A 13,336-nucleotide genomic window follows, 5' to 3' on the forward strand; every position below is an offset into this window, starting at 1 on the left:
AGTCTTAATGGCCAATCATTCAAATAGAGATTTCATAAGTTTTTTAAATTTGCTCTCTTCTTTTTCAGGTCTTTCATGTTCATCATAGTGGTGTTCTACATCTTGATGTTCATCATGGCTATCATACTTATCATGTTGTTCTGCTCTGTCCACTCTTTCTTGTGGCTCGTGGTAGCCTTCTTCATAAGTATCTTCATTTTTGTTTGACTTACGTTTAAACCAGTCAAAACCACTAGATTTAGAAGTGTTATCTTTGTCATTATTTTCGATAACTTCTTCTTCAAATTCATCATTGTCTTGATAATTCATTGTAACATAATCTAATAATTCATCAAAAGTGATACTGCTAGATATTGTAGAAATAGCTGAAGTGAATTCAGGTTTTCTAATACCCATTTGAGATGGTGTGTGGATTCTTATTTTCTCATTTACCATTGTATTTAATAATTCTTTAACACCAAGTAAATTTGAAGTACCACCAGTAACAATGAAACCACCGTTCACTTTTGTTAAACCTAAATCAACTAATACATCAAATACTTCATCAAAGATATCTTGCATTGTTCTTTCAATGATAGCGCTTAAATCTTTTTGAGTATATTCTACTAATTCATCGCTATCTACTTGATCAACAGTAAATACATCTTGATCAGACGCTGAATTAGTAAACGCGTGTCCATATTGATGTTTAACCTTTTCAGCTGTTTCATATGTAGTATTTAACTCTTCAGCAATGTCGTCTGTAATGTCACGACCAGCGAGTTCAATAGAATCAGCATCAACTAACTCGCCACGCTCATAAAAAGCGATTTGAGTTAAATCTTCACCAATATCAATTACACATGCGCCTAATTCTTTTTCAGTAGCTGTAAGAATTGAACCATAGTTATACGCATCAGAATAAACGTCTAATACGTCAACGCCACATGATTCAACGCATTTAATCATATTTATTAAAATAGATTTGTGAATTGCAATAACGCCCGCTTCTACTCTTAAAGAATGTCTAGCAATTAATTCTTTAGGATCAGAAACCTCATTATCACCATCTACAATAAATCGAATTGGGAAAACATCGATAACATCTGTATCTGGAACTTCATTTTTTTGTCTGATACCTTCTAACACATTTTCAATGTGTGTTCCATTAATTTCAGTATCTTCATAAAAATCAATTTCATTTGCTTCATCGTACACTTCAGTACCAATGATAGGTAACTTCAAGAAAACTTCTTTTATATCTACACCTGAGGCGATAGAAGCTTTTTTAATTGTATCTTTAATTGCTTGTTTAGCAATATCAAAATCATCAATCAATCCGTTCTTAATACCACTAGTGTAGGTTTGTCCTGTACCTATCACATTTATACCATTGTGAAATTTTTCGCCTACTATTGTTTTAACACTTGATGAACCAATATCTATGCTTACATAGTAATGTTCCTCCATAGATAGGCACCTCCTGACAAATTACTATTAAAATACACTATATTTAGTTTACAATACGTCGATTGGCTTGTGAACTATAAACGTATATTAATATCGAAATTTTTTAATTATTTGAATCTGATTGTTCGTTAATTTTATTCAATGCACTTTGTAATTCATTTTTAGCATCATTTTCTTCTTGTGTCTTTTGCTGTAAAACTTGGTTCGATTTAGAATTATTGGCGTCATTTTCGTTATATGGAATAAATGATGCGCCTACAGATAAGTCGATATAACCTTGAGTTTGAAGGTTACCTGAATCATCTTTGTTAAGTGATTGTGACATTTGTGGATAATATTTCAATTTATCCGCAATGGTTTTATAATCACCAACTACTTGCATTCCATCTTTCATATATAACAATATTCTACTTTGCTTATTTGCTTCAGGTGCATAGCTAATTTCTGAAATCATATCTCTAACTTCTGAAGACATATTTGAAAGTGATTTAACCATGTTGTCTTTATCTGAACCTTTGAAGCCATCTAAGATAGGTCCACTACCAGCGATATCACCTTTATAATCTTTCAATTCTTTGTTGCCTTCAATAATCGGAGTATATTTATTTTTATCTTTTACTACACCCACGACATTGTTTTCAGTTACTTGAACATTTAACGTATTAGGTAAACGTTTTTTTATTTCTACATTCTTCACTAAAGGATTTTGTTCTAAATTGTTAATTCCTTTTCTTTTACTATAAGTGTACATACGAGAACCTGGTTTGACATCAAGTGCCTTTTCAACCTGTTGGTTACTCAAATTTTTATTTCCACTAATATTAATGTGAGAAATTCTGCTTAATGGCGTAAACATATATATTAAAAATAAAAGAATTAATAATATTAATGACGTTAGAATGATATATTGAATTCTCTTTTGTCGTTTACGTCGATCAATTCTTTGTTGCTCACGCTTTTCTTGTAACGTCATATGTGCATATTTATCTTCTTTTTGTTTACGGTTAGTCGTATTGCTTTTTCTATCCTCACGCTCTTTTCTTGGATTAGAAAATAGGTCTGTCATTTTAGTTTTAAAAGTTTGAAATTGATTATCTTTTCTAGAACTTGCACTTGCATGATGACTAGTCTTATTTTGATTACGTTCTTTTTGCGAATCTTCTTTAAGTTCTTCTTTAGATTCCTCTAAAGGTTCTTCCTTATGATGCTGCTTTTCATTACTATCTTGCGTTGCGCTAGGTTTATCTTCATTTTCAAAAGTTGGAGATTGATTGAATTTACTATCTTCAGTATCCTCAATCTCTTTATCTTTTAATTCACGATTTTTTCGTTCAATTGAATCCTTAATAGATCTCACTTTAGTATTTCTGTTATTTTTACGTTCATCCACGAAATTTCACACCCTTTAGTAAGACGGTAAGTGTGCACGGAAGCTTTCAATAAATCGTTCTCCACGTTCTTCAAAAGTATTATATTGATCCCAACTTGCACAAGCTGGAGATAATAACACGACATCATTAGGTTCAATGACATCTTGCACTTTTTTCACTGCATCTTCGACGTCAGTAGCTTTAATAACAAGTTTACCTTGACTATTACCTAATTTAGCAAATTTTTCTTGTGTTTCACCAAAGACAACCATTACTCTAACATTTTTCATGTAAGGGATAAGCTCATCAAATTCATTACCGCGGTCTAAACCACCACATAACCAAATAATAGGTTGTTTAAATGAATTTAAAGCAAATTGTGTTGCTAAAGTATTTGTTGCTTTCGAGTCATTGTAGTATTTATTTGTGCGGTTAGTACCGATATATTGTAATCGATGGTCAATACCTGAAAACGTAGTTAAACTATCAACAATCGCTTTAATTGGAACACCAGCTAAGATAGCAGCTAATACAGCAGCTAAAATATTTTCTAGGTTATGTTGTCCAGGTAAAACTAAGTCATCAACATTAATAATTCTAATGCCTTTGTAAATAATAAAATTATTTTTAATATAGATGCCTTCCACTTCTTGTTGCGTTGAGAAGTATAATGTCTTAGCTTTTAAATTTTCAGATTCAATAAGATGACGTTGATGATAATTACAAATTAAATAATCGTCTTCAGTTTGATTTTTATAAATTTGTTTTTTAGCATTTTGATAATTCTCAAGTGTCTCATGATAATCTAAATGTGCTGAATATATATTAGTAATAATTGCAATATGAGGTCGGTATGTTTCAATGCCTAATAATTGGAATGATGATAATTCAGTAATTAAATATTCCTCTGGTTGAGTTTCTTGAGCAACTTTTGAAGCTACATAACCAATATTTCCAGATAGACGGCCTGTAAGCCTACTTTTACTAAACATATCTCCAATTAATGAAGTTGTAGTTGTTTTACCATTTGTGCCAGTAACGGCAATAATTGGTGCTTCTGAAATTAAATAACTTAACTCTACTTCAGTTAGAATTTTTAATCCGCGTTCTTCTGCTGCTTTAATGATTGAGACCGTATACGGAATACCCGGATTTTTTACAATGATGGGATTGTTATCTAATAATGAAGCTGGATGACCGCCATCAACAATTTTAACGCCTAAAGTTTCTAAATCTTTTGCATGGGGATCTTGAGATAAATCTTTACCATCATTTACAGTGACTTTGGCGCCTAATTTGACTAATAATTTTGCTGCTTCATAGCCACTTTTTGCTAATCCTACTACAAGAACTTCTTTATTTTCTAATCCTGTATAATTTAGCATCTTAATGCACTCCTATCCATAATCCGATTAATCCTGAAATTAAACCTACTGTCCAAAATACTGTAACAACTTTCCATTCGCCCCAACCACTCAATTCAAAGTGATGATGAATAGGACTCATTTTGAAGATACGCTTCTTAGTTAACTTGTATGAAGCAACTTGTAACATAACTGATAGTGTTTCAACTACAAATACTAATCCAATTAGAAGTAATGATAATTCTTGATTTAACATAATTGAAATAGTAGCGAATATACCACCTAATGCTAAGCTACCTGTATCCCCCATGAACACTTTAGCTGGGTTTAAGTTATAAGGTAAGAAACCTAATAATGCGAAAATCATAATAATACAGAATGTACCAATTGCTGGTGAATCTGTAACAAAACTCATAATTGCATACATCGTAAATCCAATGATTGATAAACCAGTGGCTAAACCATCTAAACCATCAGTTAAGTTAACTGCATTTGAAAATCCAACTTGCCAAAAAACAATGAAAATAATATATGCAAATGATAATGGAATACTTACATTAGTAAATGGAATATTAAGATTAGTTGAAAATTCAATTAAATGAAAGACATCACTAAGAATGAAGAAAATAACAGCAATAGCAATTTGAGCTAAGAATTTTTGTTTACTCGTTAAGCCTTGATTATTTTTCTTAACTACAATGATGTAATCATCAATAAAACCAATCAAACCAAATCCAATCGTTACAAATAATAACAAAATAATTGGGTTAGAATTGTCAACAAAAAATATAGCTATGATAGAAGTTATGATAATACTGATGAGGAATGTAAGACCACCCATTGTAGGTGTACCTGTTTTTTTCATATGGCTTTGTGGCCCTTCCTCACGTATACTTTGACCAAATTTCATTCGTTTAAGCGTTGGGATCAATAACGGCACCAAAATGAAGGTGATGAGTAGTGCGATAATCGCAAGTATAAAAAGCATGATATTCTCCTTTATGTATATTAAATTTTTGCGAAATTAAGTATAAATTTCTAGCTTTCGTTTTCAATCATCTTAAGTTTATCAATTTTCGAAATAACTTCACATAGTTTAAGTATGAAATAAGTTTAGGAAAAAAGAAGTGATGCTGAAATAGAATTAAAATTAAAGTTTTTTAATCTAATATTTTAGCTTCTATTAGAATTGAAACTAAAATGTTTCTATCTATTTCAACTTCTTCTATTATTTTCCTAACTTATACTATTGATACTTCATTTCATCTTAGTTTGAATCACTTTCAGATGATGATTTATTGTTCTCATCAGAAGATGAACTATTGTCATTTTTAGAATCTTTATTATCTGAAGAAGAACTATTGTTATTTTTATTGGATTCTTTATTATCAGAACTGCTATTGTCCGAATTTGAAGTATTATCACTTGATGTACTACTAGAGGAATCATCTGGATCCTCAGGAGATAAATCTACTTCAATCTTACTATTGTCTTTCAACGTGGCACCTTCTGAAACAGATTGCTTAGTTACAAAGCCATTGCCATTCGTCGTAACATTGATACCTGTTAGTTCTTGGAAAGTAAGGACATCATCTTTTGTCCAGCCTTTCATATTTGGCATTGTAATATCTCCATCAGTCAATAACATCACTTTACTATTTGGTAATAGTTTTGTATTAGCTTTCACAGATTGAGATTTAATATTGTCACCATTTCCAATAACTACAGGTTGTAAGTTTTGCGATTTCAAACTATTTTCTGCTTTTTGAGCACTTTGTCCTGAAACATTTGGCACTTTACTATATTGAGCAGATTTAGTTTCATCTTTATTCGAACCAACATTTAGGTATTTCAAAGTATTTTCCATAATTGGTTTAAATGCTTTACTTACACCTAATTGATAAGCTTCTTCATCATTTTTCTGAGCTAAACTCATACCCGCATAAACAATCACACGTGGATTTTTCTTAGGTGCATCGCCGATAAAGCTTACAAAGTAAGGGTTGGCACCTTTAACATAACCTCCGCCATTTTCGTCGGCAACTTGGGCAGTACCTGTCTTACCTTCAATATCATAGCCATCCACACGATAGTTAATAGCATGGCTCTTCTTACTGTTAACTACTTTATCTAACTCAGTTTCAACTTTACTTGCTGTATCTGCAGAAATTGGTTTACCAGCAACTTTCTTTTCACCTTTATAAAATGTTTTTTTAGAAATTGGGTTGTCAATACTTTGAACAAACCAAGGTTTCAACATATCGCCTTTATTAAAGAATGAAGATTGCGCTTGTATCATTTGAACAGGTGTGACAGTTGTTGATTGACCGAATGCAGATGTTTTTTGTTGTAACTCATTTGACCATCCAATATTGCCACTCGCTTCGCCATCAAACATGCCATCTGTTGATTTACCGAAACCAAATTTTTCATACCAAGATTTCATCTTATCGGCGCCTACTAAATCTTGTAAGTGCATCATTAAGGTGTTTGAAGAATACGTGAAACCTAGAGACATAGGAATTTCGCCCCAACCTGTTTTATTCCAGTCAGAAATTCGAGAACCCATAATGTCGCGATGTCCTGATTCGTATTTTTCATTCGGTTTAAATTTGCCTTCTTGAATTGCTGCAGCTAAACCAAATGATTTAAACGTTGATCCAGGTTCATAAGTATTTTGATATAAATCATTTGCCCATTTTTTACCAAAATCTTTACCCGTCTCTGGATTAAATGTAGGTCGCTGACTGTAGGCTAAAATCTCACCCGTTTTAGCGTCCATTACTACAGCAAATAAATCTTTAGGATCATATTGATTAACCATGCCATCTAACGCTTCTTCTACAAATACTTGAATATTTGAATCGATTGTTAAATGAACGTCATCGCCGCGTTTAGGTGCTTTCTCATGTTTAGAATTAGGAGCGATATAACCCCATATATCTTGAATATAAGATAATGTACCTTTTTGTCCATTTAAATAACTATTAAATATTTTTTCGACACCTAACGCACCATTTAATGCACCAGTATCTGGATTTTTTTGCGCCATACCTATTAAGTGAGAAGCAAAATTACCATTTGGATAAAATCTTTCTGTCTCAGGATATAATAAAATACCTGGTAAATTCATTTTTTCTAATTTTTGCTTGTCTTGATATGTTAAATTCGTTCCTTTTTGTCCGAATTCAACTTGGAAGGCCTTTTTTTGATTTAAACGTTTTTCAATTTCCGAAGGCTTCATATCAATCACTTTGGATAATTGTTCTGCAGTTTTCTTTTTATCTTTCACGTAGCGAGGTTTATCTCCATTCTCGCCTGCGCTTTTATCTACAACTGCTACAACTTTAAACCTTTCAACGTCTTCAGCTAGTACCTTGCCATTTCTATCATAAATCTTACCTCGTTCAGGTTGTTCCTGATTTTTTACGAGATATGTTTCGTTGGCACGCATAATCAAATTTTGCCCATCCGAGTGTCCAGTTAACATGATATAAGAGTATCTTAAAACCAATATAAAAAAGAGCAGTCCGAATATACCAACAAGGAGGACTGCTCCTAATTTATTTTTTCTAATTTTAATTTTTCGCTTCGCCATTAGTACGCACTACCTTTACATTATCGTTCTTTAAGCTCATACCTTGTTGTTTAGCTTTATTGTAAATGCGTTCGTAAGAAGAGTTTTTCTTAATTTCAGATTGTATTGCACTATTTTCACTAGATTGTTGTTCAATTCTTTGATCCAAATCTGCTATTTTGCCATTTGTATCATACGCATCCATTTTTAAAGATAGCAGATAGATTGCAATGACAGCAATAGCAGTAACAAGTGTTATGTATAAAAACTTCTCAAACCTTGTAAGTTGAACAACTACCTTTTTGGTAACCGTGCGGGTCTGAGGTTCAGATTGTGGTTGTTGCTTCGGTATGCTTGTGTGCTGGACTTCTTCATATGGTTCATATATTTTTTCTACAGCCATCTTCAATTACTCCTCATTTTAATATTTCTGCGACACGTAATTTTGCACTACGCGCTCTATTATTCTCATCTAAATCTGCTTCTGTAGCAGTGATGGGCTTGCGATTAACTCTTTTTAGTTTAGGTGTATACTCTTCAGGAATAATTGGTAACCCTCTAGGTACGTCAGGTCCTTTCTCATATTCTTGGAAAATCTGTTTACACAGTCTATCTTCCAATGAATGGAAAGTAATTACTGAAATTCTACCTCCTACATTGACTAATTCAATTGCTTGTTCAATCGAATCTTCAAATGCAGATAATTCATCATTCACTGCAATACGAATCGCTTGAAAGACACGCTTTGCAGGATGACCACCTTTTCTACGAGCTTTGGCTGGAATACCTTCTTTAATAATATCTACAAGCTCTAATGTTGTTTCAATCGGTTGTTGTTCACGATGTGCTTCAATACGTCTCGCTATTTGTTTTGAAAATTTCTCTTCACCATAACGATAAAAAATCTTAACAAGCGCTTCATAAGACCAGTCATTCACGACCTCATAAGCACTTAACGCTTGTGTTTGATCCATACGCATATCAAGTTTAGCATCGTGGTGATAACTAAATCCTCTTTCAGGGACATCTAATTGCGGACTAGAAACGCCCAAATCATAATAGATACCATCTACTTTTTCAATTTCTAAGTTTTTTAAAATGTCATTCAATTCTCTAAAGTTACTATGTACAAACGTGACTTTATGTAGATGATCTTTCAAGACTTCCTTAGCATTTTCTAAAGCGTTTGTATCTTGATCAATCGCAATTAATCTACCGTCATCGTTTAATTGATTTAATAAATAGAGTGCGTGACCGGCACCACCAAGCGTACAGTCTACATATATGCCATCTTCTTTGATGTCTAAATAATCAATTGTCTCTTTTAGCATAACGCTTACATGATGAAACACGGTAAATTCCTCCATTAAAAATCAAAATCTATTAAATCTTCAGCAATATCTTCGAAACTTTCTTCAGATTCATCATAGAAATCATTCCATGTTTCTCGATCCCAAATCTCAATACGATTGGAAACGCCTATTACTGTACATTCTTTAGTTAAATTAGCGTACTTCCTCAAATTTTGAGGGATATTGATACGCCCTTGTTTATCTAGCTCCACTTCAATTGCACCAGAGAAGAACATACGCATAAACTTACGTGCGTCTTTTTTTGTCATAGGTAAGGTTTTCATTTTCTCTTCAATCTGTTGCCATTCTTCAAGCGTATAACCAAACAAACATTTATCAAGGCCTCGTGTGATAATAAATCGTTCACTTAAGTCATATCTAAACTTAGCAGGAATAATCATACGACCTTTAACATCAAGTTGATGCTCGTACTCTCCCATGAACATTATTATCACCTCACCTTATTTATAATTTACCACATCTCACCACTATCCTCCACTAATTATGTAAAATATCTTAAAATTCCTTTTTCCGACAAAAAAACACCTATTTTATCACAAGGATAAAATAGGTATTTTTCGATAGAATCAATGTTTTATTATGATTTGGTTAAATGTATATTCAAGTGGTGGATGAGTGGAGGGACTGAACACATCTATCCCAAATTCATTCATAATTTGTAGTGGATTCCAAATTCTTTCTTGTAAGCCACCCATTGGGTGTAATACATATTCAAGTTCTCTAAAGTGTTTCATACTAATATCATTTTCACGTTCAATATTGAGTAAATAACGTTGAAGCAAATAATCATATTGTGTATTGTGAATTTCACTATTTTTTTCTACTAAATTAATATTGTCCTGATTACCTTTTACTTCATCTAATAAATGTTGATATATTTTAACATGATCTTTTTTAAGCTGTTCAACTTGTTGAATAAATGACTCTGATGCCTTTTCACGAACAAATTTAGTTCTATCTTCTTCAATACCATCTTTAATTACTTTATGCACATCTAATTGATATTGACTCAATAATTTATCAGTTCTTTGTGTCATATATGTTATTTTAAGACGAGGCATGACAATTGGCATCTCAATATTTAATAAATTAAACACCTCATTAAGCTCAGCCCAATATTTAATTTCACTTGGTCCTCCAATGAAAGCTACCGTATTAAAGAGCCATTCTTCCATAACTGGTCTCGTGACTACATTATTTGAAAATCGATGTGGTTCTGTCTCAATTAATTTCAATATTTCTTCTTTAGAATACGTTACTTCTGATTTACTTAATTTGAAGTGATTTTCTTCTTTAGATAATAACTGTCTCATATTGTCTTCATGAAGGAAGAGATGAACATTTGTATCCGTCTGTATCATTTGATTCAAGCCAGCTTGCATGGTTTGAGATTGCGTATTTCTAAATGCTTGATCAATCTCTTCATGATGTTGAATCATGTCTTTTAAAATGGGCTTCTCAAGTTCTCTTAACGCTTCATATTGTGCGTCAATAAACAACACACCATATTCTTTAAACACTTCATGAAGCAAAGCTTTGAACATATCTGTCCATGAATCATATTGCTCAATAATATCTAAACAAAGTGAATAAAGGGACTTTGTATGTTCAGTTTCTTTCAATTCTTTGAAAAAGCTTTTTAATCCTTCAGCAAGTGCTTCTTTATCAGGTGAATAACGTGATACATTAGTTTCTGGAGGCGTCATTGTATGGTATTTCACTTTATGCAATTGCGCCTCTTTTGTGTTGAAAACATATGTATGATTCACTTCATCGAAATCATGGTCTTCCCCAGCAATCCAAAATACTGGTACCACTTTTTTATCATACGTTTGACTTAATTGATGACTTAAAGTTACTATCGAAAGAATTTTATGGAAGGTATACAACGGACCACCAAATAGTCCCGCTTGTTGACCGCCAATCACAACTTTAGCGCCATCAGACAATGCTTCAAGATGACGTTTTTGCGCATCTGAAAGTTTAAGATCTTCCATATATGAAGCAATGATTTGACTTAATTGCTGTTCCCTACCATTACTAGGCTGTTTCATACGCTTGTCAAAACTTGCCTTCTCAGTGGGATTATATTGATAAAATTTTAATAATTGTTCATCGCTATTTTTCAATTTTGTAATAAACGAATCTTTTTCTTTAAAATATGTTACTCGACAGTCCATATCCATACTCCTTCAATATAGCTATTACTCATATAGTATAAAGATTATATCCTTATCTGACAATTTAACGGCTTAAATATTTAAAGTTTCTTTCACAATTTGTCTTACTATTTTAATAATTACTATATAAATAAATGAAATTTACACAATACTTACGTTATAATAGATAAAAAGAACAAAGGGGAGATTGAATATGAGCGAAGTTAAACATCTTGAAATCAATTATAAAACAGATGAACTATTTGAAGCATTTAGAGAATTTGGCAATAAAGACTTATATATGGTCGAAGAGTTAAAAGGTCAAATGATCGATGCAAGCTCTGAGTCACCATTTTATGGCATTTTTAATGGTGAAAACCTAGTCGCTCGCATGGCTTTATTAAAAAAAGGTGACGTAGAAGAAAGCTATTTCCCGGATTATGATGATTATTTATTATTATGGAAATTAGAAGTATTAGAAAAATATGAAAATCGTGGCTATGCGAAAGAATTAATTGATTTTGCTAAATCATTCAATACACCTATAAAAGCGATTGCTCGTCAAGATTCTAAACAATTCTTCATCAATCACGATTTTGAAGATGTAGAGGCTAAAAATCCAGAAGGCCATGATGTGCTAGTTTGGTCACCTGACAATAAATAATAATTTAGGGCGAATTAGAAATTAAATGATTTTAATTTCTAATTCGCCCTTTGACTTATGCTTCTTCTTTTTCAATAATTTCTACTAATTCACTCAAATTCTTAATTTCATAATCTGGTTTAATCTCAGACTCGTTACTTTTATCTCTATAGTTAAACCAACATGTTGCTATGCTAGCATTTTTTCCACCTAACACATCAGAAGTTAAAGAATCCCCTACGATTAATGAATACTCTTTTTTATCTTTTCCAATGCGTTCGTAAACATAATCGAAAAATTCAGTCATAGGCTTTTGATAACCTGTCTCTTCCGAAATAAAAACACCTGCAAACACATCTTTAAAATCCAATTGTGCAATTCGGCGTTTCTGAGTGTCAGTTACACCATTAGTCACAATGTATAAATTACATATTTGAGCTAAACGATCAATCGTTTCTAATGCTAAATCGAAATATTTCACTGGCGCTTTCGCCAACTCATCTCTAAATCTAATGTCTGCTTCCTTTCCATCTACTTCTATCCCATAATGACTAAAATATTCGATAAAACGATGTGAAAGCACTTCTTCTTTAGTTAATTCATTTTTTTGAAAAGCTTCCCAATGTGCTTGATTCACTTTTTTAAAAAATTGAAAGTCCTTTTCTGTAGGATAATGATTATAAAATTTCGCCATCTTGTGAAACGCTTTATCTTCTGCATCATAAAAATCAACAAGCGTATCATCAAAATCTAATAAAATCGTATTATATTTCATGTTCAACATCCTTAATCAATTTTTCTATAAATAGAATTCTTTTTTATAAGAATTATTTTAACAAATTTTGGAATAAACAAATAACACAAAAAAAGACCAGAGCGCTTGCCCTGGTCAATCGTTAATATTTAATTATTAGAAACCGAAGATTTTGCCTAGTGCACCTACACCGTTTTCTACGATACCTACGATGCTTGTACCTAATTTAGCCCAATCGTGTCCTTGACCTGCTTGTACTGCGTTTGCAATTGCTTCTGCTAATTTTTGCATTATAATCTCTCCATTTCATTATTTTTATTTTTTGAAAAACTAAGTAATTTATGAATGTTCAGCTTATATTAGAAACCGAAGATTTTGCCTAAGAAACCTACACCGTTTTCTACGATACCTACGATGCTTGTACCTAATTTAGCCCAATCGTGTGATTGACCTGCTTGTACTGCGTTTGAGATTGCTTCTACTAATTTTGACATGTGAATCGCTCCATTTCGTTATTTTTATTCTTTGAAAGACTAATTATTTATGAATGTTCAGGGTTTATTAGAAACCGAAGATTTTGCCTAAGAAACCTACACCGTTTTCTACGATACCTACGATGCTTGTACCTAATTTAGCCCAATCGTGTG

Annotated in this window: 14 protein-coding genes; 1 reads left to right on the forward strand and 13 read right to left on the reverse strand. The window is 32.3% G+C overall.

From position 1 onward, the window contains the following. Nucleotides 1–15: 15 nt before the first annotated feature. The 9 genes from ftsA to bshC all read right to left on the reverse strand — a co-directional run bounded on the left by ftsA (nt 16) and on the right by bshC (nt 11,313). Nucleotides 16–1,449 carry a cell division protein FtsA gene (gene ftsA / locus CD128_RS11610; RefSeq protein WP_103330016.1) on the reverse strand — a complete coding sequence of 478 codons (1,434 nt, stop codon included), beginning with the start codon at nt 1,447–1,449 and terminating at the stop codon, nt 16–18. A gap of 103 nt (nt 1,450–1,552) precedes the next feature. Further along, nucleotides 1,553–2,839, reverse strand: a complete 1,287-nt coding sequence (locus CD128_RS11615; protein WP_167797492.1) for a cell division protein FtsQ/DivIB — start codon at nt 2,837–2,839, stop codon at nt 1,553–1,555. Nucleotides 2,840–2,854: 15 nt separating this feature from the next. Further along, nucleotides 2,855–4,204 carry a UDP-N-acetylmuramoyl-L-alanine--D-glutamate ligase gene (gene murD, locus CD128_RS11620; RefSeq protein ID WP_103330017.1) on the reverse strand — a complete coding sequence of 450 codons (1,350 nt, stop codon included), beginning with the start codon at nt 4,202–4,204 and terminating at the stop codon, nt 2,855–2,857. A 1-nt stretch (nt 4,205) separates the two neighbouring features. Continuing rightward, on the reverse strand, nt 4,206–5,171 hold the full coding sequence (gene mraY / locus CD128_RS11625) for a phospho-N-acetylmuramoyl-pentapeptide-transferase (protein WP_103330018.1): 966 nt from the start codon (nt 5,169–5,171) through the stop codon (nt 4,206–4,208). Nucleotides 5,172–5,450: 279 nt separating this feature from the next. Then, on the reverse strand, nt 5,451–7,781 hold the full coding sequence (locus CD128_RS11630) for a penicillin-binding protein (RefSeq protein ID WP_103330019.1): 2,331 nt from the start codon (nt 7,779–7,781) through the stop codon (nt 5,451–5,453). After that, a complete protein-coding gene (gene ftsL, locus CD128_RS11635; protein WP_103298732.1) occupies nt 7,762–8,163 on the reverse strand; it encodes a cell division protein FtsL in 402 nt (133 codons plus the stop codon). Before ftsL ends, CD128_RS11630 begins: the two co-directional genes overlap by 20 nt. Before the next feature lie 13 nt (nt 8,164–8,176). Continuing rightward, entirely contained in the window at nt 8,177–9,112 is a 936-nt protein-coding gene (gene rsmH / locus CD128_RS11640) for a 16S rRNA (cytosine(1402)-N(4))-methyltransferase RsmH (protein WP_103330020.1), read from the reverse strand. A gap of 14 nt (nt 9,113–9,126) precedes the next feature. Further along, complete coding sequence (mraZ, locus tag CD128_RS11645) at nt 9,127–9,558, reverse strand: division/cell wall cluster transcriptional repressor MraZ (protein ID WP_103330021.1); 432 nt, start codon at nt 9,556–9,558, stop codon at nt 9,127–9,129. 141 nt (nt 9,559–9,699) lie between these two features. Further along, nucleotides 9,700–11,313, reverse strand: a complete 1,614-nt coding sequence (bshC, locus tag CD128_RS11650; RefSeq protein ID WP_103330022.1) for a bacillithiol biosynthesis cysteine-adding enzyme BshC — start codon at nt 11,311–11,313, stop codon at nt 9,700–9,702. Nucleotides 11,314–11,506: 193 nt separating this feature from the next. Here bshC and CD128_RS11655 point away from each other — a divergent pair, with 193 nt between their 5' ends. Beyond that, nucleotides 11,507–11,956, forward strand: coding sequence for an N-acetyltransferase (locus CD128_RS11655; RefSeq protein ID WP_103330023.1), 450 nt, complete (start codon nt 11,507–11,509; stop codon nt 11,954–11,956). A gap of 55 nt (nt 11,957–12,011) precedes the next feature. Here CD128_RS11655 and CD128_RS11660 read toward each other — a convergent pair whose 3' ends face one another. From CD128_RS11660 to CD128_RS11960, 4 genes are all read right to left on the reverse strand, one after another. Next, the gene (locus tag CD128_RS11660) at nt 12,012–12,710 is read right to left on the reverse strand and encodes a YjjG family noncanonical pyrimidine nucleotidase (RefSeq protein ID WP_103330024.1); all 699 of its coding nucleotides are present in this window, start codon (nt 12,708–12,710) and stop codon (nt 12,012–12,014) included. A 135-nt stretch (nt 12,711–12,845) separates the two neighbouring features. After that, complete coding sequence (locus CD128_RS11665; RefSeq protein ID WP_103330025.1) at nt 12,846–12,980, reverse strand: beta-class phenol-soluble modulin; 135 nt, start codon at nt 12,978–12,980, stop codon at nt 12,846–12,848. Nucleotides 12,981–13,048: 68 nt separating this feature from the next. Next, nucleotides 13,049–13,183 (reverse strand): beta-class phenol-soluble modulin, encoded by a 135-nt coding sequence (locus CD128_RS11670; protein WP_103330026.1) that lies wholly within the window; start codon nt 13,181–13,183, stop codon nt 13,049–13,051. A 67-nt stretch (nt 13,184–13,250) separates the two neighbouring features. Then, nucleotides 13,251–13,336, reverse strand: an 86-nt coding sequence (locus CD128_RS11960) for a beta-class phenol-soluble modulin (protein ID WP_231917343.1), incomplete at its 5' end; no start/stop codon positions are given.

The sequence above is a fragment of the Staphylococcus croceilyticus genome, from assembly GCF_002902575.1.
In the GTDB taxonomy this organism is placed as follows: Bacteria; Bacillota; Bacilli; order Staphylococcales; family Staphylococcaceae; genus Staphylococcus; species Staphylococcus croceilyticus.